Below are 22395 nucleotides of genomic sequence, written 5' to 3' on the forward strand. Positions count from 1 at the left end.
AACGTTTTGTAGTGCTTTTTTTCAAGCACTACATCTTTGGTCTAATACGACTCGTCAGTCAGTTTTTGGTGATTTAGTCCAAGGTGTCGACTTTCACCCGCAAAGTCATGTCGTTGCGGCTCTGGGTTGAGTAGCTGCGGGTCTGGCCCTGTTTGTCGGCCTGGGTCTGGCCGTTGACCCCGGCCAGCAGGATCCACTCACCGAGGTGGCCGGTGACGGTTGTGTCGGTGCTTTGCACGTTCACTACATCGGGACGTTCCTGGCTCATGCGGTCACGGTTGGTGCTGATCGAGAGGTGAACGATGTCGCCGGTGACGTTTGCGGTGACGTAAAAGCCCTGGGTGACGTTGCGGTATTCGGTCTGGCTGCGCAGGTCACCATAGCCATCGGTCTGCGAACTGGTCAGCGGCACGCTCTGGCCGACCTGGATCAGCGCCGGTGCGCCTTCGCTGGCCTGCACTTGCTGAATACCGCCGTCACGGCTGTCGGTGCTGTAGTTGATGATGCGAGTCTTGGCGCCGTTGGCTGAAGAACCCTGGTCACCCTGGAAGTTGTTGTCGCTGGTGTCGACAGTGATCAGCAGGCGCTTGGGTGCTGTGTCGAGTTGGGAAACAAGGGCTTTAAGTTCGTCGATCTTGCGCTGATCGGCGTTGACGATGAGTTGATTGCCGTAGGCACTGACCTGTCCATCCTTGCCGATGAAATCCTGCGCTACCGGCAGAAGATCGGCGCTGGTGCGGTAGTTCAGGGGCACGATTTCGGTGGCTGCCATGACCGAAAAACTGCAGGCTACCAGCAGGGTGCTGAGCAGGGTGCGTAGGGACATATCCGTTATCTCCGGCTTTTTGGTGTGTGTAGGAGCGAGCTTGCTCGCGATGGTCGTGAACGATAATGCTGGAAGCCTGACTCCCCGCGGCGTTCTCAAGTCCATCGTCGGAACGCCGCCCGGAGCAAGCTCGCTCCTACAGGTGCATGTGTTGATATTGCCAGTTTGTCGGCCGGTAGTGGCGCTAGTTGAATCCTAGACAGCAAAACGCCCCGGCATCGTGTGATGTCAGGGCGTTTTGTGGTGTTCTTGAGGCTGCTATCGCGAGCAAGCTCGCTCCCACAGGGATCGATGGTGTTGCCAGAATCTTCAACAGCTCACAAATCTATTGTGGGAGCGAGCTTGCTCGCGATGTAGACGACTCGATATCAGGCCGAATGCCGAACCATGTCCACATGCGGAATCCCGGCTTCCAGGAACTCCTCGCTGACCAGGTGAAAGCCCAGGCGCTCATAGAACGCCGTGGCTTGTACCTGGGCGCTGAGCATCTGCTGCTTGAGTCCGCGCTCTTCGGCTTCGCCGATGACCGCTTGCATCAGCGCATCGCCGACTTTCAGGCCGCGCCAGTCCTTGAGTACCGAGACCCGGCCAACGTGACCGTCAGGCAACAGGCGCGCGGTGCCAATCGGAAAGTCGCCTTCGTAAGCGAGGAAATGCACGGCATCAATGTCATCGGCGTCCCATTCCAGTTCTGGCGGAACGGATTGCTCGGCAACGAACACCGCTTCACGAATGCGCCGGATCTCGGCGTTGTCCTTTTGCCAGTCTGCGACACGTACGTGAATCTTATTCATCGGCAAACCCCAGGCTTCCTTGCTTGACCAGTTCGCACAACAGGCCGCGGCCGTCTTCATCGCTCAACCATTCGCCGAGATTGTCGGCGTGCAGCGCGTCGGCGGCGCAGATCATCTTCAGCAGTTCGCGCAGTTTGCCCGGCAGGTAACGGCTCTGGCCGCTGGCGAACAGCAGCAGGTCGTCATCGACTTCGGACCATGCCAGGCGCGCGCTCGGGTTGCGAATCAGGATCGCGCCTTGCTCCAGGGCGGACATGAAGTCCTCTTCTTCGACATCTTCCGGACCCACCACCAGTTCCGGGTAGCGTGGCTCGGTCATGAACTGGCCGAACCAGGTCAGCAGCAGGCGCTCGTCGCTCATGTGCTCGGCCAGCAGGCCTTTGAGGCGGTCGAGTGCATCGCGCTGGATCTGGTGAGGATCGGCAGTCGGCAGGGCGTCGGCGTCGGTGTAGCGTTCTTCGTCCGACAGGAACTGGCTGAGGAAGTCGGTGAAGTGGGTCAGTACTTCAGCGGCGCTCGGCGCGCGGAAGCCCACCGAGTAGGTCATGCAGTCATCCACGGCGACGCCACAGTGCGCCAGGCGTGGCGGCAGGTAGAGCATGTCGCCCGGCTCCAGCACCCATTCATCGGTGGCTTCGAATTCGGAGAGGATGCGCAGGTCGGCGTGGGCCAGCATCGGGCTCTCGGTGTTGCACATCTGGCCGATCTTCCAGTTGCGCTTGCCGTGGCCTTGCAGCAGGAATACGTCGTAGTTGTCGAAGTGCGGACCCACGCTGCCGCCTGGTGCGGCGTAGCTGATCATCACGTCGTCGATGCGCCAGCTTGGCAGGAAGCGGAAATTTTCCAGCAGTTCGCTGACTTCCGGGACGAATTGATCCACGGCCTGAACCAGTAGGGTCCAGTCACGTTCAGGCAGCTTGCTGAATTCATCTTCGGCGAACGGGCCGCGACGCAATTCCCATGGACGCTCGCCATTCTCGATGATCAGGCGCGATTCGACTTCTTCTTCCAGCGCCAGGCCGGCCAGTTCGTCGGCGTCGATCGGGCTTTCGAAATCAGGAATCGCCTGGCGGATCAACAGCGGCTTTTTCTGCCAGTAATCGCGCAGGAATTCCCGTGCCGTGATGCCGCCCAGAAGTTGAAGAGGAATATCAGGATTCATGTGTAACCTATTGAAAAAATGCACTTTTCAGACGGGAATAAAAACGCCCGGCGCGGCCGGGCGTCTTCAAAGGGTCTAGCGATCGATCAGATGCGTCTGGCTTGTTCCACGGCATTGCCGATGTAGTTCGCCGGGGTGAGCAATTTCAGCTCGGCCTTGGCGGCGGCTGGCATGTCCAGGCCGTCGATGAAAGTCTGCAGCGCTTCAGGGCTGATGCCCTTGCCGCGCGTCAATTCTTTCAGTTTTTCGTACGGGTTTTCGATGTTGTAGCGACGCATCACGGTCTGGATCGGCTCGGCCAATACTTCCCAGCAAGCGTCCAGGTCAGCGGCAATCTTCTGCTCGTTGAGCTCAAGCTTGCTGATGCCCTTGAGGCTGGCTTCGTACGCGATCACGCTGTGGGCGAAGCCGACGCCGAGGTTGCGCAGTACGGTGGAGTCGGTCAGGTCGCGCTGCCAGCGGGAGATCGGCAGCTTGCTCGCCAGGTGCTGGAACAGTGCGTTGGCGATGCCCAGGTTGCCTTCGGAGTTTTCGAAGTCGATCGGGTTGACCTTGTGCGGCATGGTCGACGAACCGATTTCGCCAGCGATGGTGCGCTGCTTGAAATAACCCAGGGAAATGTAGCCCCAGATGTCGCGGTCGAAGTCGATCAGGATGGTGTTGAAGCGGGCGATCGCGTCGAACAGTTCGGCAATGTAGTCGTGGGGTTCGATCTGCGTGGTGTACGGGTTGAAACCCAGGCCCAGTTCGTCTTCGATGAAGGCGCGGGCATTGGCTTCCCAGTCGATCTCAGGGTAGGCCGACAGGTGGGCGTTGTAGTTGCCGACAGCGCCGTTGATCTTGCCCAGCAGCGGAACGGCAGCGACTTGAGCGATCTGGCGCTCCAGACGGTAAACCACGTTCGCCAGTTCTTTGCCCAGGGTGGTCGGCGAGGCTGGTTGACCGTGGGTGCGCGACAGCATTGGCACGTCGGCGAAGCGGATGGCCAGTTCGCGGATGGCGTTGGCGGTCTGGCGCATCAGCGGCAGCATCACGTCATCACGGCCTTCGCGCAGCATCAGGGCGTGGGACAGGTTGTTGATGTCCTCGCTGGTGCAGGCAAAGTGGATGAACTCGCTGACCTTGGCCAGCTCCGGCAGCTTGGCCGCTTGCTCTTTGAGCAGGTATTCGATGGCCTTGACGTCGTGGTTGGTGGTGCGCTCGATCTCTTTGACGCGCTCGGCGTGCTCCAGAGAGAAGTTTTCCGCCAGGGCGTTGAGCACAGCGTTGGCTTCGGCGGAGAACGCCGGCACTTCGCTGATGGCAGGGTGAGCGGCCAGGCGCTGGAGCCAGCGCACTTCAACCAGAACGCGGGCACGGATCAGGCCGTACTCGCTGAAAATTGGGCGCAGGGCCTGGGTTTTGCCGGCGTAGCGGCCGTCAACAGGGGAAACCGCAGTGAGCGAAGAGAGCTGCATGGGGTGTTCTCGGACAGTCGGGCAACGAAATGGGGCGCGTATCATACATGAAAAAATCCGCCGGTCCGTCGCCAACTGACCGGCGTATTACGCGTATTGCTAAGTTCTGTTCTGTCGATGCGGGTTATTCGTTACGCATCAAGGGGTAAAGCTCTTTGAGCAATTTGCGACGGCTGATCACCAGCTGCCAGCGATGACCGCCCAATTGCCGCCACAGGCGTGCAGAACGGATGCCGGCCAGCAGCAGGGCACGAATTTTCGAGGCGTTGCTCGGTTGTTGCAGGTTGCGCATGTCGCCGTGCACCTGGATACGTTGGCGCAGGGTGCTCAAAGTATCCTGGTACAGCGCGCCGCAGGCGGCGATCACGTTTTCGTGAGCCGGGCCGAAGTGTTCGACCTGGGACTGGATCTGCGGCAGACGCTTGCCGATCACCTCAAGCATGTCGCCACGTTTTGCCAGTTGGCGCTCAAGACCGAGCATTGCCAGGGCATAGCGCAGCGGTTCGCGCTGCAGGGTGCTTGGGTCGCGCTCGAGGGCGCCGATCAGGGCGCGATAACCTTCACGCAGGTTGATGTCATCGCCGCCGTAGACTTCCAGGGTGTCCTTGGGGTCGCGGATCAGCAGGCTGCCGAGCATGCAGCTCAGGCCGGCCTCGTTGGTCTGGCCGCTCTTGGCAATCCTGTCCACCAGCACGGCGGCGAGAAACACGCCGCCCAGTGCTGTCAGTTGCTCCTGAATCGGGTTCATAGGGCCTGGCCCTTGCTCGTCCACGGCTCGGCTACTTCAATCACGCCGCCGCCGAGGCAGATCTCACCGTCGTAGAACACCACGGACTGGCCCGGAGTGACCGCGCGTTGCGGGTCATCGAAGGTCGCGCGATAACCGGTGGCGGTTTTTTCCAGGGTGCAGGGCTGGTCGCTCTGACGATAACGAACCTTGGCGGTCAGCTTGCGTGGCTGGCTCAGGTCGATCGGGTTGACCCAGTAGATATCGGAAGCGAGCAGGGCGCGGGAGAACAGCCATGGGTGGTCATTGCCCTGGCCAACGATCAGCTCGTTGTGCTCCAGGTCCTTGATCAGCACGTACCACGGCTCGTCGCTGGCGTCTTTCAGGCCGCCGATGCCCAGGCCCTGGCGCTGGCCGATGGTGTGATACATCAGGCCGTGATGACGGCCGATGATTTCACCTTCGGTGGTCTTGATCTCGCCCGGTTGTGCCGGCAGGTACTGTTTGAGGAAATCGCTGAAACGGCGCTCGCCGATAAAGCAGATCCCGGTGGAGTCCTTCTTCTTCGCGGTTGCCAGCTCGTACTTTTCGGCAATCGCGCGCACTTGCGGTTTTTCCAGCTCGCCGACCGGGAACAGGGTCTTGGCGATCTGTTCGCCGCCGACGGCGTGCAGGAAGTAGCTCTGGTCCTTGTTCGGATCCAGGCCCTTGAGCAGTTCGGTGCGGCCATCGATGTCGCGGCGACGCACGTAGTGACCGGTGGCGATCAGGTCGGCGCCAAGCATCATGGCGTAGTCGAGGAACGCCTTGAACTTGATTTCGCGGTTGCACAGGATGTCCGGGTTCGGCGTGCGTCCGGCCTTGTATTCGGCCAGGAAGTGCTCGAACACATTGTCCCAGTACTCGGCGGCGAAGTTGGCGGTGTGCAGCTTGATGCCGATCTTGTCGCACACGGCCTGGGCGTCCGCCAGGTCATCCATGGCGGTGCAGTATTCCGTTCCATCGTCTTCTTCCCAGTTCTTCATGAACAGGCCTTCCACCTCATAGCCCTGCTCGATCAGCAGGAGGGCGGAAACGGAAGAGTCCACGCCGCCGGACATGCCGACAATGACGCGCTTCTTTTGTGTGTCAGAAGGGGCTGGATCACGCATAGGGATTCAATGAGTGTCTTGAAAAAGGACGCGATTCTAACAGGCCGGAGCCCGCATGGCTAAAGAGAAGGACGGATCAATTCAAGGCCGAAGTGAATGCCTGCCAGATAGTCATCGATGCAGCGCATGATCAGCTCGCTGCGCCAGTTGCCGCGCTGCTCGATTAATTCCTCGCGGGTCAACCACTTGGCGCCGACGATGCCGTCGTCCAGTTGATAATCAGGGTGGTGTTTCAGTGGTTTTGCGATGAAGCAGACCCGCTGGTAGGTTACGCCGTTGCTCGGGGCGGTGTAGAGGTAAATGCCCAGTACACCGGTCGGTTCGACGTCCCAGCCGGTTTCCTCGAGGGTTTCGCGCACGGCGGCTTCGGTCAGGGTTTCGTCCGGATCGAGATGCCCGGCGGGCTGGTTGAGCACCACGCGACCGTGCTTGAGTTCTTCGACCATCAGGAAGCGGCCATTGTCTTCGACGATGGTGGCGACGGTGATGTGGGGTTTCCAGTCCATGAGATCTCCTCGAAGTTGAAATGCTGTCCCTGTGGGGGCGGGCTTGCTCGCGAAAGCGGTGGGTCAGTCAATGAAGGTGTTGAATGATAAACCGCTTTCGCGAGCAAGCCCGCTCCCACATTGGTCCGTGTGTCACCGGTAAATTGTGTGAAGGCCAGAAAACACAAACCCCGGCACAGGGCCGGGGTTTGTGGTGCTTCCTTACAACCTTAAACCAACGCTGCAACCGCCGCGTTGAAGGTTGCGCTTGGGCGCATGGCTTTGCTGATCAGCTCGGCGTCGGCGTGGTAGTAACCGCCGATGTCCACTGGCTTGCCCTGAACGGCGTTGAGTTCGGCAACGATGGTCGCCTCGTTCTCGGTCAGGGTTTTGGCCAGGGTCGCGAACTGCGCTTGCAGTGCAGCGTCTTCGGTCTGGGCGGCCAGGGCTTGAGCCCAGTACAGCGCCAGGTAGAAGTGGCTGCCGCGGTTGTCGATGTTGCCGACTTTGCGCGATGGCGACTTGTTGTTGTCCAGGAACTGGCCGGTGGCCTGGTCCAGGGTCTTGGCCAGTACCAGCGCCTTTGGATTGTTGTAGGTCACGCCCAGGTGTTCCAGGGACGCGGCCAGGGCCAGGAACTCACCCAGCGAATCCCAGCGCAGGAAGTTCTCTTCCAGCAATTGCTGAACGTGCTTCGGCGCCGAACCGCCGGCGCCGGTTTCGAACAGGCCACCGCCGTTCATCAGCGGTACGATCGACAGCATCTTGGCGCTGGTGCCCAGTTCCATGATCGGGAACAGGTCGGTCAGGTAGTCGCGCAGTACGTTGCCGGTCACCGAGATGGTGTCCTTGCCTTCGCGGGTGCGCTGCAGGGTGAACTTCATGGCGTCGACAGGCGACATGATCTGGATGTCCAGGCCTGCGGTGTCGTGATCCTTCAGGTAGGCCTGAACTTTCTCGATGACCACGCCGTCGTGGGCGCGCATTGGGTCCAGCCAGAAAATCGCCGGAGTGCTGCTGGCGCGAGCACGGTTGACCGCCAGTTTGACCCAGTCCTGGATCGGTGCATCTTTGGTCTGGCACATGCGGAAGATGTCGCCGGCTTCGACCGACTGCTCCAGCAGCAGGTTGCCCTTGCTGTCGGTGACGCGAACAACGCCGTCAGCCTTGATCTGGAAGGTCTTGTCGTGGGAGCCGTATTCTTCGGCTTTCTTCGCCATCAGGCCAACGTTCGGTACGCTGCCCATGGTGGTCGGATCGAATGCGCCGTTGGCTTTGCAATCTTCGATCACGGCCTGGTAGATGGTTGCGTAGCAACGATCCGGGATCACGGCCTTGGTGTCGTGCAGCTGGCCGTCGGTGCCCCACATCTTGCCGGAGTCACGGATCATCGCCGGCATCGAGGCGTCGACGATGACGTCGCTCGGCACGTGCAGGTTGGTGATGCCTTTGTCGGAGTTGACCATCGCCAGGGAAGGGCGAGCGGCGTAGACCGCCTGGATGTCAGCTTCGATGGCCGCTTGCTGTTCGGCAGGCAGGGCCTTGATGCGAGCGTACAGGTCGCCGATGCCGTTGTTCAGGTTGAAGCCGATCTGTGCCAGCACGTCAGCGTGCTTGGCCAGTGCGTCTTTATAGAACTCGGCAACGATCTGGCCGAACATGATCGGGTCGGAGACCTTCATCATGGTGGCTTTCAGGTGAACCGACAGCAGCACGCCTTGTGCCTTGGCGTCTTCGATTTCGGCGGCGATGAAGCGGCGCAGGGCGTTTTTGCTCATGACCGCGCAATCGAGGATCTCACCGGCTTGTACGCTGGTCTTTTCTTTCAGGACGGTGGCGGTGCCGTCTTGAGCGATCAGTTCGATTTTGACGGCGTCAGCGGCGTCGATCAGGGCGGCTTTTTCGCTGCCGTAGAAATCGCCGGTGCTCATGTGCGCAACGTGGGACTTGGAGTCCTTGGCCCAGGCGCCCATTTTGTGCGGGTGCTTGCGCGCATAGTTCTTGACCGACAGCGGAGCGCGACGGTCGGAGTTACCTTCACGCAGAACCGGGTTCACGGCGCTACCCTTGACCTTGTCGTAGCGCGCCTTGGCTTCTTTGTCGGCGTCGCAGGTCACGGTTTCCGGGTAGTCCGGCAGGTTGTAGCCCTGGGCTTGCAGCTCTTTGATCGCGGCTTGCAGTTGTGGAACCGAAGCACTGATGTTCGGCAGCTTGATGATGTTGGCTTCAGGCGTAACGGCCAGGGCGCCCAGTTCGGCGAGGTGGTCGGCTACGGCTTTGTCACCCAGTTGCTCGGGGAAGCTGGCCAGGATGCGCCCTGCAAGAGAGATATCGCGGGTTTCAACGGCGATATCAGCCGAGGCGGTGAACGCCTCTACGATAGGCAACAGTGAATAGGTGGCGAGGGCAGGAGCTTCGTCGGTGAAGGTATAGATGATCTTCGAGCGGGTGGGCATATTCGGATTAACTCTCTCTTCTTTGCTAAAGCGTGCGCAGAAACTCGAGGGCGCCGGGTAAGCGCGTTCGTTCAAAGTCATCCATGAGCCGAATATCGAGGTTTCGTTGCTGTGATGTTGGGTGCATCAGTGGGGCGTCAAGCAGTCGGGCTGCGGTAACAGACCGACTTTGGGCGTAAACACTCGTCGCTATTTATCAAGCGGCAGGCTGTTCAGTCCGTCGTGACCCTTTAGTCAGCGGCGGCATTATACATAGGTAGCTGGCAATCTGCCGATGGTTCATACGCAACGAATGTCGTCCATTGGTCTAAAGGTCGCAGGGGCGAGGAGGGCGTAAGGTCATTCGTCGTGCTTGAGTTTGGCGTTTTTCCCTTTGCTTTCAGGCTTGTAGGCCGCTGGTTGTGCGGCTTTGCGGCATATGGACAGAACATAGGGTTTGCGCGCCGATTCAACTGGGTTACGCTCGAACCAAGCCAGATGTTCAATCCAATCAATGGAGTTCAGCATGGGTTACAAGAAGATTCAGGTTCCAGCCGTCGGCGACAAAATCACCGTCAATGCAGACCATTCTCTCAATGTTCCTAATAACCCGATCATCCCCTTCATCGAAGGCGACGGCATTGGTGTCGACATCAGCCCGGTCATGATCAAGGTTGTCGATGCTGCAGTTAAGAAGGCTTATGGTGGCGAGCGCAAGATTTCCTGGATGGAGGTGTACGCCGGGGAAAAAGCGACTCAGGTCTACGATCAGGATACCTGGCTGCCTCAGGAAACCCTGGACGCGGTCAAGGATTACGTGGTTTCCATCAAGGGCCCTCTGACCACCCCGGTCGGTGGCGGCATCCGTTCACTTAACGTGGCCCTGCGTCAGCAACTCGACCTGTACGTCTGCCTGCGCCCGGTGCGCTGGTTCGAAGGCGTGCCTAGCCCGGTCAAGAAACCGGGTGATGTCGACATGACCATCTTCCGCGAGAACTCCGAAGACATCTACGCCGGCATCGAGTGGAAGGCCGGTACGCCGGAAGCCACCAAGGTCATCAAGTTTCTTAAAGAAGAAATGGGCGTCACCAAGATCCGTTTCGACGAGAACTGCGGTATCGGTGTCAAGCCGGTTTCGCTGCAAGGCACCAAGCGTCTGGCGCGCAAGGCCCTGCAATATGTGGTCGACAACGATCGCGATTCGCTGACCATCGTGCACAAAGGCAACATCATGAAGTTCACCGAAGGTGCCTTCAAGGAATGGGCCTACGAAGTGGCGGCTGAAGAATTCGGCGCGACCCTGCTCGACGGCGGTCCGTGGATGCAGTTCAAGAACCCGAAAACCGGCAAGAACGTCATCGTCAAGGATGCCATCGCCGACGCCATGCTCCAGCAGATCCTGCTGCGCCCGGCCGAATACGATGTGATCGCGACCCTGAACCTGAACGGTGACTACCTCTCCGACGCCCTGGCGGCGGAAGTGGGCGGTATCGGTATTGCACCAGGGGCCAACCTGTCCGACACCGTGGCCATGTTCGAAGCCACCCACGGTACGGCACCGAAGTACGCCGGCAAGGACCAGGTCAACCCGGGTTCGCTGATCCTCTCCGCTGAAATGATGCTGCGCCACATGGGCTGGACCGAAGCGGCCGACCTGATCATCAAGGGCACCAATGGCGCGATTTCCGCCAAGACCGTGACCTATGATTTCGAGCGTCTGATGGAAGGGGCGAAACTGGTGTCGTCTTCCGGTTTCGGTGATGCGCTGATCTCGCACATGTAAGAACACGCAGGTACACAAAAACCGCCTGATTCAAGAAGTTGAGTCGGGCGGTTTTTTTATGACTGGATGACGCGGCGGTATTAAACCGAAACGGTCTGCTCAGGTGACGGTGTCGCGGTTTTCGAGGCGTCCACCGGGTTGCCGATGTTGACCGCGTGAAGGCCTTTGGGGCCCTGGATGATCTCGAATACGACAGCTTGCCCGGCTTTCAGGGTTTTATAACCTTCCATTTTTATGGCCGAGTAGTGGGCAAACAGATCCTCTGTCTTGCCTTCCTCGTTGATGAATCCGTAACCCTTGGCGTTGTTGAACCACTTCACCTTGCCGACTGCCATACCCAACTCCCTCTGCAACAGACTCCATCACTGGAGTATCATCCACTACATCCGCAGTCGAACCTGTAAATAAGTTTGACTCCGCGGACCTTTTTTACCCACTGTGGGCTCTATTGGTTGTAACACCCTTTTGCCGATAGTCAAGCTGACCGGCAGTCGGAGTTGAAATCGCTGATAGCCGCCCCCACCACTGTATTTGAACAACTGACGAACCTTTCTTTCCATGCATGCAATCAGCCAGATTCGACTAACATTCAATCAGGATCGCCCTGATTTACACGACGACGATTCCGCAGGCATTGCTGTTCAGGAGGCAAAGCCTGCTCTACAGGCGCCGCCGATGTACAAGGTGGTTTTGTTCAATGATGACTACACACCGATGGATTTCGTCGTCGAAGTGCTCGAGGTGTTTTTTAACCTGAATCGCGAGCTGGCGACCAAGGTCATGCTGGCCGTTCATACAGAAGGACGGGCAGTATGTGGAGTGTTTACCCGCGACATCGCGGAGACCAAGGCCATGCAGGTCAACCAGTACGCCAGGGAAAGCCAGCATCCGCTACTCTGTGAAATCGAGAAGGACGGTTAATCGCCGACCACTTGGGTATGAGGTGAAGCTATGTTAAACCGCGAGCTCGAAGTCACCCTCAATCTTGCCTTCAAGGAAGCCCGTTCGAAGCGTCATGAGTTCATGACCGTCGAACACCTCCTGCTGGCCCTATTGGACAATGAGGCTGCCGCCACCGTTCTGCGCGCGTGCGGCGCAAACCTCGACAAACTCAAGCATGACCTGCAGGAGTTCATCGACTCCACCACGCCATTGATCCCCGTGCATGACGAGGATCGCGAAACCCAGCCAACCCTGGGCTTCCAGCGTGTACTGCAACGTGCTGTGTTTCACGTACAGAGCTCGGGCAAACGCGAAGTGACTGGTGCCAACGTGCTGGTCGCGATCTTCAGTGAGCAAGAGAGTCAGGCGGTGTTCCTGCTGAAACAGCAGAGCGTTGCCCGCATAGATGTCGTCAACTACATCGCCCATGGCATTTCCAAGGTGCCGGGGCATGGCGATCACTCTGAAGGTGAGCAAGATATGCAGGACGACGAGGGCGGTGAGTCTTCTTCCTCGGGCAATCCCCTGGATGCTTATGCCAGCAACCTCAACGAGCTCGCGCGCCAGGGTCGTATCGATCCGTTGGTGGGGCGTGAGCTGGAAGTCGAACGTGTCGCACAGATCCTGGCACGTCGGCGCAAGAACAACCCGCTGCTGGTGGGCGAGGCGGGCGTGGGTAAAACCGCGATTGCCGAAGGCCTGGCCAAGCGCATTGTCGACAACCAGGTGCCGGACCTGCTGGCCAACAGCGTGGTTTACTCCCTCGACCTGGGTGCCTTGCTGGCCGGTACCAAATACCGTGGCGATTTCGAGAAGCGCTTCAAGGCGTTGCTCAATGAGCTGAAAAAACGGCCGCAGGCGATCCTGTTCATCGACGAGATCCACACCATCATTGGTGCGGGTGCTGCGTCCGGTGGTGTCATGGATGCCTCGAACCTGCTCAAGCCGCTGCTGTCCTCGGGTGATATCCGTTGCATCGGATCGACCACCTTTCAGGAATTTCGCGGCATCTTCGAGAAGGACCGTGCCTTGGCCCGGCGTTTCCAGAAGGTCGATGTGTCGGAGCCTTCGGTGGAAGACACCATTGGCATTCTGCGCGGCCTGAAGGGGCGTTTCGAAAGCCATCACAATATCGAATACAGCGATGAAGCCCTGCGCGCGGCTGCCGAACTGGCTTCGCGTTACATCAACGATCGTCACATGCCGGACAAGGCGATCGATGTGATTGACGAAGCGGGTGCCTACCAGCGCCTGCAACCGGTCGAGATGCGTGTCAAGCGCATCGAAGTGCCTCAGGTCGAGGACATCGTCGCGAAAATCGCGCGGATTCCGCCAAAACACGTCACCAGCTCCGACAAGGAACTGCTGCGTAACCTCGAGCGTGACCTGAAGTTGACCGTATTTGGTCAGGATGCTGCGATCGACTCGCTGGCAACCGCGATCAAGCTGTCCCGTGCCGGCCTCAAGTCCCCTGACAAGCCTGTCGGTTCGTTCCTGTTCGCAGGGCCTACCGGTGTCGGTAAAACCGAAGCGGCGCGTCAGTTGGCCAAGGCGCTGGGGGTCGAGCTGATTCGCTTCGACATGTCCGAGTACATGGAGCGCCATACCGTATCGCGTCTGATCGGTGCGCCTCCGGGTTATGTCGGGTTCGACCAGGGCGGTCTGCTGACCGAAGCCATCACCAAGCAACCACACTGCGTGCTGTTGCTCGATGAAATCGAGAAAGCGCATCCGGAAGTCTTCAATCTGCTGCTGCAGGTCATGGACCACGGTACCTTGACCGATAACAACGGGCGCAAGGCGGATTTCCGTAACGTGATCGTCATCATGACGACCAACGCCGGTGCCGAGACAGCTGCTCGTGCTTCGATCGGTTTCACCTTCCAGGACCACTCGTCCGATGCGATGGAAGTGATCAAGAAGAGCTTCACGCCGGAATTCCGCAACCGTCTGGACACCATTATCCAGTTTGGTCGCCTCAGCCATGAGGTCATCAAGAGCGTGGTGGACAAGTTCCTTACCGAGCTTCAGGCGCAGTTGGAAGACAAGCGAGTGTTGCTGGAAGTCACCGATGCGGCCCGCAGCTGGCTCGCCGAAGGTGGCTACGACGCGGCGATGGGTGCTCGCCCAATGGCTCGCCTGATCCAGGACAAGATCAAGCGTCCACTGGCGGAGGAGATTCTCTTTGGCGAACTGGCCGAACATGGCGGTGTAGTGCACATCGACATCAAGGATGGCGAGCTGACCTTCGAGTTCGAGACCACGGCCGAGATGGCCTGACGTTAAACCGCCACAAAGCAAAAAGGCGCCGAAAGGCGCCTTTTTGTTGTCTGCAAAATGCACATCAAAACCTGTGGGAGCGAGCTTGCTCGCGATAGCGGTGCATCAGCTTGCATCAATGTTGGACCAACTGACGCCATCGCGAGCAAGCTCGCTCCCACAGGGTTTTGTGTTGTGGTCGCTAAATCGCAGACAAACAAAAACGCCCGGCATAAGCCGGGCGTCTTGTATTGACCAGATTAGCGGGCGCGGTAAGTGATGCGCCCTTTGCTCAAGTCATAGGGAGTCAGCTCTACGCGCACTTTGTCGCCGGTAAGAATACGGATGTAGTTCTTGCGCATCTTGCCGGAGATGTGCGCGGTTACGACGTGCCCATTTTCCAACTCCACACGAAACATGGTGTTGGGCAGGGTGTCGACGACAGTGCCTTCCATTTCGAAGCTGTCTTCTTTCGACATGCAGTAAAGCCCTCGGTGTCCAATGAATGGCCCGGTGCAACTGCGCCAGGCAAAAGCGGCGTGCATTGTGCCCGAAAAGTGGGGTTTAAGCCAAGGGGTTTAGGGCCGGCTCTAGTTTAGAACCACCCAGCGCTGATTAATCAGCAACTCAATAGGGCGATATTGAGTCTTGTAATTCATTTTTTTGCAGTTTTTGATCCAGTAGCCGAGGTAGACCGCCTCCAGCCCCAGTCGCCTGGCCTCGGCGATTTGCCACAGGATTGCATAGCGCCCAAGGCTGCGACGCTCTTCGGCTGGCTCGTAGAAGGTGTAGACCGCCGAAAGACCGTTCGGCAGTAAATCGGTGACGGCGACGGCCAGTAGCTGGCCATTCAGGCGGAACTCATAAAACCGTGAAAACGGCAGGTCCCGCACCAGGAAGGTCGAAAACTGGTCGCGACTTGGCGGATACATGTCGCCATCGGCGTGACGCTGTTCGATATAGCGCTGGTAAAGCTCGAAGTACTCTTCGTTGAAGCGGGGCTTGGCCGGGCGCACCTGCAAGTCCGCGTTGCGCTTGAAAATGCGTTTCTGTTGCCGGTTGGGCGTGAACTGCCCCACGGGGATGCGCGCCGGAACGCAGGCATTGCAATTCTGGCAATGCGGCCGGTAGAGATGATCGCCACTGCGACGAAACCCCATCTCCGACAGGTCTGCATAGACATGCACATCCATGGGCTGGCTAGGATCGAGGAACAGGGTTGTGGCCTGCTCATCGGGCAGATAACTGCAAGAGTGCGGCTGAGTGGCATAGAACTTCAAACGCGCCAACTCGGTCATGATCAACCCTCGGGATAATGCTTTTGAATAAGTGTAAGCCACGCGCGCAAAAGTCGCTCAGCAAACCCAGGTGGCATGGTTGGGTTGGTCCAGATGCCGGGACAGATAAGCGGCAAATTCGCGACGCGGAATCGCCCGGGCTCCCAAGCTATGCAGGTGATCGGTCGGCATCTGGCAATCAATCAGTACAAACCCCGAGTCTTTCAGATGTCGGACCAGGGTGGCAAAGCCGAATTTCGAGGCGTTGTCAGCGCGACTGAACATGGACTCGCCAAAAAACAACCGGCCCATGGCCAGGCCATACAGGCCGCCGACCAGTTCCTCCCCGTCCCACACTTCCACCGAGTGCGCGTGACCACGCCTGTGCAGTTCGATGTAGGCCTCCTGCATCGCTTCGGTGATCCAGGTGCCGTCGGCGTAATCCCGGGGAGCCGCACAAGCGCGGATGACGGCGGCGAAGTCCTGGTCGAAGGTCACTTGATAGCGTTGCTGGCGCAGCAGTTTGTTCAGGCTTCGCGAGACGTGCAATTCGTCGGGAAACAGAACCGTGCGCGGGTCCGGCGACCACCAGAGAATCGGCTGGCCTTCGGAAAACCATGGGAAGCAGCCGTGGCGATAAGCCGAGATCAGCCGATCGGCGGACAGGTCGCCACCGGCAGCCAGCAGCCCGTTGGGGTCGCGCATGGCCTTTTCCAGTGGTGGGAAATGCAAGGTATTGCGTTGTAACCAAGTCAGCATGGCATCCGGGCTTGCAGAATGGGAGGGCAGTGGCGGGCATTGGCCCGCCGTAAAGTTTGCCTTCAAACGGCAGGAATGTCGTCGAGGTATTTTTCGGCGTCCAGCGCCGCCATGCAACCGGCCCCGGCAGACGTAACGGCCTGGCGATAAACATGATCGGCCACGTCGCCGGCGGCAAACACACCTGCAATCGCCGTGGCGGTAGCATCGCCTTCGCTGCCGCCCTTGACCAGCAGATACCCGTCGCGCATTTCCAGTTGCCCGGTGAACAGGTCGGTGTTGGGTTTGTGGCCGATGGCGATAAACACCCCGGCCAGCGGCAGCTCTTTGGTTTCACCTGTTTGGCTGTCCCGCAGGCGGGCACCGGTCACGCCACTGGCATCGCCGAGCACTTCGTCCAGATTCTGGTTCCAATGCAGGCGGATATTGCCGTTGGCGGCTTTTTCGAAGAGTTTGTCCTGGAGGATTTTCTCCGAGCGCAGTTTGTCGCGTCGATGGATCAGGTGCACTTCCCTGGCGATGTTCGACAGGTATAACGCTTCCTCGACCGCCGTGTTGCCGCCGCCGACCACCGCGACCACCTGGTTGCGATAGAAGAACCCGTCACAGGTCGCGCACGCCGAAACCCCTTTGCCGGCAAAGGCTTCTTCCGATGGCAGGCCCAGGTATTGCGCGCTGGCGCCGGTGGCAATGATCAGGGCGTCGCAGGTGTAGGTGCCGCCATCGCCAATCAGCTCGAATGGCCGTTGTTGCAACTTGGCGGTATGGATGTGGTCGTAAACGATCTCGGTGGCAAAGCGCTCGGCGTGTTTTTGCATGCGCTCCATCAGCACGGGGCCGGTCAGGCCTTCGACGTCGCCTGGCCAGTTATCGACTTCGACGGTGGTGGTGAGCTGGCCACCTGCCTGTATGCCGGTGATGACAACGGGCTTGAGGTTGGCGCGGGCGGCATAAACGGCTGCGCTGTAACCGGCAGGACCGGAGCCCAGGATAATCAGGCGGGAATGCTTCGCTTCGCTCATAAAAACACCTCATAAGCCTTTGTCACAAAAGACAATGCATGCTCAAATTGAATAGCATGTCATGTGCTGTTGACTATGCTACACCCAAGGGTCTCAAGCATGGCGTCGTGCGTACAAACCCGTACAATGCCCTGCGTGTTACATATATTCAGTGCGCACCGTGTTTATAAAAGCCGCGACGCAGTGTTAAAAGTAGTCCCGGTTACGTGTGTTAACTTTTTTACCTGCCTGGATTGGGCGGTTTTTTAGACATTCAACAGATGGACGCGCCATTGGCGCAGGAAAAGAAGCGTTTTGAAGAAATCCACCGCAGCACCTAAACCAGCCGTCGTTCCGCTCTGGCGCCAGCACTTGCACTACCGACTCAAGGAAGGTGCGCTGATCGCCATCGGTGCCCTGTGCCTGTTCCTGATGATGGCCTTGCTGACCTATGGCAAGGATGATCCGGGCTGGAGCCATAACAGCAAGATCGACGACGTGCAGAATTTCGGCGGGCCCGCGGGCTCCTACAGCGCCGATATCCTGTTCATGGTGCTGGGTTACTTCGCCTACATTTTCCCGTTGCTGCTGGCGGTCAAGGCGTACCAGATCTTCCGTCAGCGTCACGAGCCTTGGCAGTGGAGCGGCTGGCTGTTCTCCTGGCGCCTGATCGGCCTGGTGTTCCTGGTGCTGTCGGGGGCCGCGCTGGCCCATATTCATTTCCATGCCGCGACCGGTCTGCCGGCCGGTGCGGGCGGTGCGCTGGGGGAAAGCCTCGGCGAACTGGCGAGGAACGCCCTGAATATCCAGGGCAGTACGCTGCTGTTCATCGCGTTGTTCCTGTTCGGCCTGACGGTGTTTACCGACCTGTCGTGGTTCAAGGTGATGGACATCACCGGCAAGATCACCCTCGACCTGTTCGAACTGTTCCAGGGGGCGGCCAATCGCTGGTGGGCGGCCCGTACCGAGCGCAAACAGCTGGTCGCCCAGTTGCGTGAAGTCGATGACCGTATGGGTGAAGTGGTTGCGCCGACCGTCACCGACAAGCGCGAACAGGCCAAGGTCAAGGAGCGGTTGATCGAGCGTGAGCAGGCCCTGAGCAAGCACATGTCAGAGCGTGAGAAGCAGGTGCCGCCGGTGATTGCACCCGCGCCGCCAAAACCTGCCGCGCCGAGCAAACGCGTTGAAAAAGAGAAGCAGGCGCCACTGTTCGTCGACAGCGCCGTGGAAGGCACCTTGCCGCCGATCTCGATTCTTGATCCCGCGGAAAAGAAACAGCTCAATTATTCGCCCGAATCCCTGGCGGCGGTCGGCCACCTGTTGGAAATCAAGCTCAAGGAGTTCGGCGTCGAAGTGACTGTGGACTCGATCCACCCGGGTCCGGTGATTACCCGTTACGAAATCCAGCCCGCCGCTGGCGTCAAGGTCAGCCGCATCGCCAACCTGGCCAAAGACCTGGCCCGTTCCCTGGCCGTGACCAGCGTGCGCGTGGTGGAAGTGATTCCGGGCAAGACCACGGTCGGTATCGAGATTCCCAACGAAGACCGGCAGATCGTGCGTTTCTCCGAGGTGTTGTCGACCCCCGAGTACGACAACTTCAAATCCCCGGTCACCCTGGCCCTGGGCCACGATATCGGCGGCAAGCCGGTCATCACCGACCTGGCGAAGATGCCGCACCTGTTGGTGGCCGGTACCACCGGTTCCGGTAAGTCGGTGGGCGTGAACGCGATGATCCTGTCGATCCTGTTCAAGTCCGGGCCGGAAGACGCCAAGCTGATCATGATCGACCCGAAAATGTTGGAATTGTCGATCTACGAGGGCATTCCGCACCTGCTGTGCCCGGTGGTCACCGACATGAAGGACGCCGCCAACGCCCTGCGCTGGAGCGTTGCCGAGATGGAGCGCCGCTACAAGCTGATGGCCAAGATGGGCGTACGGAACCTTTCGGGTTTCAACGCCAAGGTCAAGGAAGCCCAGGACGCCGGCGAGCCGTTGAGCGATCCGCTGTACAAGCGCGAAAGCATCCACGACGAAGCGCCGCTCCTGCAAAAGCTGCCGACTATCGTGGTGGTGGTCGACGAATTCGCCGACATGATGATGATCGTCGGCAAGAAGGTTGAAGAGCTGATCGCGCGTATCGCCCAGAAGGCGCGTGCGGCCGGCATTCACTTGATCCTCGCGACCCAGCGTCCGTCGGTGGATGTGATCACCGGTCTGATCAAGGCCAACATCCCGACCCGCATGGCGTTCCAGGTGTCGAGCAAGATCGACTCGCGGACCATCATCGACCAGGGTGGCGCCGAACAACTGCTGGGCCACGGTGACATGCTGTACATGCCGCCGGGCACCAGTCTGCCGATTCGTGTTCACGGTGCCTTCGTGTCCGACGATGAGGTTCACCGCGTGGTGGAGGCCTGGAAGCTGCGGGGCGCGCCGGAATACAACGACGACATCCTCAATGGCGTCGAAGAGGCGGGCAGCGGCTTCGAAGGCAGCAGCGGGGGCAGCGACGGTGACGATCCCGAGGCCGACGCGCTGTACGACGAAGCGGTCCAGTTCGTGCTGGAAAGCCGTCGCGCCTCCATTTCCGCGGTTCAGCGCAAGCTCAAGATCGGCTACAACCGCGCCGCGCGCATGATCGAAGCCATGGAAATGGCCGGGGTCGTGACGTCCATGAACACCAACGGTTCGCGTGAAGTCCTGGCCCCTGGCCCGGTGCGCGACTGACACGAATATGAAAGGGTGGCGCCCTTTGGCGCCGCTCGCACTCCCACGAATGTTATGAGGACTCCCATGCGTCTGATCCGCATGCTGTTGCTGCCGGTACTGGCTTTGACCACGCTCCAGGCTAACGCCGATGACAAGGATGTGGCACGCCTGACCCAGCTACTGGAAAAATCCCAGACCCTGACTGCGCGTTTCTCGCAACTGACCCTTGATGGCACCGGCACCCAGTTGCAGGAAACCGCCGGCGACATGTCCCTGCAGCGCCCGGGCCTGTTCTATTGGCACACCGATGCACCGGCCGAACAGACCATGGTGTCCGATGGCAAGAAGGTCACCCTGTGGGACCCGGACCTGGAACAGGCCACCATCAAGAACCTCGACCAGCGTCTGACCCAGACCCCGGCCTTGCTGCTGTCCGGTGACGTGTCCAAGATCAGCCAGAGCTTCGACATCAGCGCCAAGGAAGCCGGCGGCGTGATCGACTTCACCCTGAAGCCGAAGACCAAGGACACCCTGTTCGACAGCCTGCGCCTGTCGTTCCGCAATGGTCTGGTCAACGACATGCAGTTGATCGACAGCGTGGGCCAGCGCACCAATATCCTGTTCACCGGGGTGAAGGCCAACGAGCCGATCCCGGCGTCCAAATTCAAGTTCGACATCCCTAAAGGGGCGGACGTGATCCAGGAATAACCACGCAGCCTGTGGGAACGGGCTTGTGTGGCGAGGGGGCTTGCCCCCGTTCGGCTGCGAAGCAGTCGTAAAACCATCACACTCGGTATACCTGATGTACCGCAGTGGCACGTTTTAGGGCCGCTTCGCAGCCCAACGGGGGCAAGCCCCCTCGCCACAGGATTTTTGCCAGACATGAAGGCTACGTAACAAGACGAGGTTTTAAACGTACGTGATGGACCTGTTTCGCAGCACCCCCATCGCCCAGCCCCTGGCCGCCCGCCTGCGCGCGGCCAACCTGGACGAGTACGTCGGTCAGGAACACGTGCTCGCTCGCGGCAAGCCCTTGCGCGAGGCGCTGGAGCAGGGTGCCCTGCATTCGATGATTTTCTGGGGGCCGCCGGGTGTGGGCAAAACCACCCTGGCGCGATTGCTCGCGGAAGTCTCGGATGCACACTTCGAAACGGTCTCGGCGGTGCTGGCCGGGGTCAAGGAGATCCGTCAGGCGGTGGAAATCGCCAAGCAGCAGGCCGCGCAGTACGGCCGCCGCACCATTTTGTTCGTCGACGAAGTGCATCGTTTCAACAAGTCCCAACAGGACGCGTTCCTGCCTTATGTCGAGGACGGCACGCTGATTTTCATCGGCGCGACCACGGAAAACCCTTCGTTCGAACTCAACAACGCCTTGCTGTCCCGCGCCCGCGTCTACGTGCTCAAGAGCCTCGACGAAGCGGCCCTGCGCAAACTGGTGCAGCGCGCGCTGACCGAAGAGCGGGGCCTGGGCAAGCGCAGCCTGACCCTCAGCGATGAAGGCTTCCAGATGCTGCTGTCGGCCGCGGACGGCGATGGTCGGCGCCTGCTCAACCTGCTGGAAAACGCCTCGGACCTGGCCGAAGACAACAGCCAGATCGGTACCGAGCTCCTGCAAAGCCTGCTCGGCGACACCCGTCGACGCTTCGACAAGGGTGGCGAAGCCTTCTACGACCAGATATCCGCGCTGCACAAATCGGTGCGCGGCTCCAACCCCGACGGCGCGCTGTACTGGTTCGCGCGCATGATCGACGGCGGTTGCGACCCGTTGTACCTGGCCCGGCGCGTGGTGCGCATGGCCAGCGAAGACATCGGCAACGCCGACCCGCGCGCCCTGAGCCTGTGCCTGGCGGCCTGGGAAGTGCAGGAGCGTCTCGGCAGCCCCGAAGGCGAACTGGCGGTGGCCCAGGCCATCACCTATCTGGCCTGCGCGCCAAAAAGCAACGCGGTGTACATGGGCTTCAAGACCGCATTGCGCGCCGCCGCCGAACACGGCTCGCTGGAGGTGCCGCTGCACCTGCGCAACGCGCCGACCAAGCTGATGAAACAATTGGGCTATGGCGACGAATACCGCTATGCCCACGACGAACCGGATGCTTATGCCGCCGGGGAAGACTATTTCCCCGAAGAACTCGACCCGATTCCGTTCTATCAGCCCGTGCCCCGTGGCCTGGAGTTGAAGATCGGCGAAAAACTCAACCACCTGGCAAAACTCGACCGTTTAAGCCCCCGGCAGCGGAGAAAATAGTGCTTCCCTTGATCGTTGCGGTTTCCGTCGGCGGGATGGCCGGCACGCTGTTGCGCTTTGCCACGGGTAACTGGATCAACGCGAATTGGCCGCGGCACTTCTATACCGCGACGCTGGCCGTTAATATCGTGGGCTGTTTGCTGATCGGCGTTCTATACGGTCTGTTTTTGATACGCCCGGAGGTGCCCATCGAGGTGCGCGCCGGGTTGATGGTCGGCTTCCTCGGGGGGCTGACGACTTTTTCATCCTTTTCACTGGATACGGTGCGCCTGCTGGAAAGCGGGCAAGTGCCGCTGGCCCTGGGCTATGCGGCACTCAGCGTATTCGGCGGGCTGCTTGCCACCTGGGCCGGCCTGTCCTTGACCAAACTTTGATAAACGAGA

The 22395-nt window shown here is 59.6% G+C and carries 21 protein-coding genes; 7 read left to right on the forward strand and 14 right to left on the reverse strand.

Annotated features, from left to right (window positions below):
* Positions 1–73: 73 nt before the first annotated feature.
* The 9 genes from Q8X48_RS16550 to Q8X48_RS16590 all read right to left on the reverse strand — a co-directional run bounded on the left by Q8X48_RS16550 (position 74) and on the right by Q8X48_RS16590 (position 9565).
* A complete protein-coding gene (locus Q8X48_RS16550; protein WP_407801176.1) occupies positions 74–826 on the reverse strand; it encodes a secretin N-terminal domain-containing protein in 753 nt (250 codons plus the stop codon).
* A 368-nt stretch (positions 827–1194) separates the two neighbouring features.
* Positions 1195–1620 (reverse strand): GNAT family N-acetyltransferase, encoded by a 426-nt coding sequence (locus Q8X48_RS16555; protein WP_015094388.1) that lies wholly within the window; start codon positions 1618–1620, stop codon positions 1195–1197.
* The gene (locus Q8X48_RS16560) at positions 1613–2782 is read right to left on the reverse strand and encodes a ribosomal protein uL16 3-hydroxylase (RefSeq protein ID WP_007972092.1); all 1170 of its coding nucleotides are present in this window, start codon (positions 2780–2782) and stop codon (positions 1613–1615) included. The genes Q8X48_RS16555 and Q8X48_RS16560 overlap by 8 nt, the downstream gene beginning before the upstream one ends.
* Positions 2783–2868: 86 nt before the next feature.
* Positions 2869–4239, reverse strand: coding sequence for an adenylosuccinate lyase (gene purB / locus Q8X48_RS16565; protein ID WP_015094389.1), 1371 nt, complete (start codon positions 4237–4239; stop codon positions 2869–2871).
* 124 nt (positions 4240–4363) lie between these two features.
* Positions 4364–4987: a high frequency lysogenization protein HflD gene (gene hflD / locus Q8X48_RS16570; RefSeq protein ID WP_095966498.1), complete on the reverse strand. Its 624-nt coding sequence runs from the start codon at positions 4985–4987 to the stop codon at positions 4364–4366.
* On the reverse strand, positions 4984–6117 hold the full coding sequence (gene mnmA, locus Q8X48_RS16575) for a tRNA 2-thiouridine(34) synthase MnmA (RefSeq protein WP_007972086.1): 1134 nt from the start codon (positions 6115–6117) through the stop codon (positions 4984–4986). The genes hflD and mnmA overlap by 4 nt, the downstream gene beginning before the upstream one ends.
* Before the next feature lie 59 nt (positions 6118–6176).
* Positions 6177–6623, reverse strand: a complete 447-nt coding sequence (locus Q8X48_RS16580; protein ID WP_407801178.1) for an NUDIX hydrolase — start codon at positions 6621–6623, stop codon at positions 6177–6179.
* 209 nt (positions 6624–6832) lie between these two features.
* Positions 6833–9058: an NADP-dependent isocitrate dehydrogenase gene (locus Q8X48_RS16585; protein WP_407801179.1), complete on the reverse strand. Its 2226-nt coding sequence runs from the start codon at positions 9056–9058 to the stop codon at positions 6833–6835.
* A 339-nt stretch (positions 9059–9397) separates the two neighbouring features.
* Positions 9398–9565 carry a hypothetical protein gene (locus Q8X48_RS16590; protein WP_162831814.1) on the reverse strand — a complete coding sequence of 56 codons (168 nt, stop codon included), beginning with the start codon at positions 9563–9565 and terminating at the stop codon, positions 9398–9400.
* On the opposite strand from Q8X48_RS16590, the gene icd reads away from it, so the two are divergent.
* Positions 9564–10820: an NADP-dependent isocitrate dehydrogenase gene (gene icd, locus Q8X48_RS16595; RefSeq protein WP_007972065.1), complete on the forward strand. Its 1257-nt coding sequence runs from the start codon at positions 9564–9566 to the stop codon at positions 10818–10820. The genes Q8X48_RS16590 and icd overlap by 2 nt on opposite strands.
* 80 nt (positions 10821–10900) lie before the next feature.
* Here icd and cspD read toward each other — a convergent pair whose 3' ends face one another.
* Positions 10901–11155 (reverse strand): cold shock domain-containing protein CspD, encoded by a 255-nt coding sequence (gene cspD, locus Q8X48_RS16600; RefSeq protein ID WP_015094393.1) that lies wholly within the window; start codon positions 11153–11155, stop codon positions 10901–10903.
* A 223-nt stretch (positions 11156–11378) separates the two neighbouring features.
* Here cspD and clpS point away from each other — a divergent pair, with 223 nt between their 5' ends.
* Together clpS and clpA are read left to right on the forward strand one after the other, a co-directional pair.
* The gene (clpS, locus tag Q8X48_RS16605; protein ID WP_015094394.1) at positions 11379–11741 is read left to right on the forward strand and encodes an ATP-dependent Clp protease adapter ClpS; all 363 of its coding nucleotides are present in this window, start codon (positions 11379–11381) and stop codon (positions 11739–11741) included.
* Between the two features lie 30 nt (positions 11742–11771).
* Positions 11772–14042: an ATP-dependent Clp protease ATP-binding subunit ClpA gene (gene clpA, locus Q8X48_RS16610; RefSeq protein WP_007972069.1), complete on the forward strand. Its 2271-nt coding sequence runs from the start codon at positions 11772–11774 to the stop codon at positions 14040–14042.
* 239 nt (positions 14043–14281) lie between these two features.
* Here the strand turns inward: clpA and infA are convergent, their stop codons facing one another.
* The 4 genes from infA to trxB form a co-directional block, all read right to left on the reverse strand.
* Entirely contained in the window at positions 14282–14500 is a 219-nt protein-coding gene (gene infA / locus Q8X48_RS16615) for a translation initiation factor IF-1 (protein ID WP_002553999.1), read from the reverse strand.
* A gap of 111 nt (positions 14501–14611) precedes the next feature.
* Positions 14612–15319, reverse strand: a complete 708-nt coding sequence (locus Q8X48_RS16620; protein WP_015094395.1) for an arginyltransferase — start codon at positions 15317–15319, stop codon at positions 14612–14614.
* Between the two features lie 57 nt (positions 15320–15376).
* Complete coding sequence (gene aat, locus Q8X48_RS16625) at positions 15377–16057, reverse strand: leucyl/phenylalanyl-tRNA--protein transferase (protein WP_407801180.1); 681 nt, start codon at positions 16055–16057, stop codon at positions 15377–15379.
* A 62-nt stretch (positions 16058–16119) separates the two neighbouring features.
* Positions 16120–17079 (reverse strand): thioredoxin-disulfide reductase, encoded by a 960-nt coding sequence (trxB, locus tag Q8X48_RS16630; RefSeq protein ID WP_095966493.1) that lies wholly within the window; start codon positions 17077–17079, stop codon positions 16120–16122.
* Positions 17080–17373: 294 nt separating this feature from the next.
* On the opposite strand from trxB, the gene Q8X48_RS16635 reads away from it, so the two are divergent.
* From Q8X48_RS16635 to crcB, 4 genes are all read left to right on the forward strand, one after another.
* Entirely contained in the window at positions 17374–19785 is a 2412-nt protein-coding gene (locus Q8X48_RS16635; protein ID WP_407801181.1) for a DNA translocase FtsK, read from the forward strand.
* A 66-nt stretch (positions 19786–19851) separates the two neighbouring features.
* Entirely contained in the window at positions 19852–20475 is a 624-nt protein-coding gene (lolA, locus tag Q8X48_RS16640) for an outer membrane lipoprotein chaperone LolA (RefSeq protein ID WP_095966491.1), read from the forward strand.
* Between the two features lie 214 nt (positions 20476–20689).
* Entirely contained in the window at positions 20690–22012 is a 1323-nt protein-coding gene (locus tag Q8X48_RS16645; protein WP_407801182.1) for a replication-associated recombination protein A, read from the forward strand.
* Positions 22012–22386, forward strand: coding sequence for a fluoride efflux transporter CrcB (gene crcB, locus Q8X48_RS16650; protein WP_008049383.1), 375 nt, complete (start codon positions 22012–22014; stop codon positions 22384–22386). Before Q8X48_RS16645 ends, crcB begins: the two co-directional genes overlap by 1 nt.
* Positions 22387–22395 lie beyond the last annotated feature (9 nt).

Origin of the sequence: Pseudomonas sp. QLc11A (assembly GCF_052112305.1) — a bacterium.
In the GTDB taxonomy this organism is placed as follows: Bacteria; Pseudomonadota; Gammaproteobacteria; order Pseudomonadales; family Pseudomonadaceae; genus Aquipseudomonas; species Aquipseudomonas laurylsulfatiphila.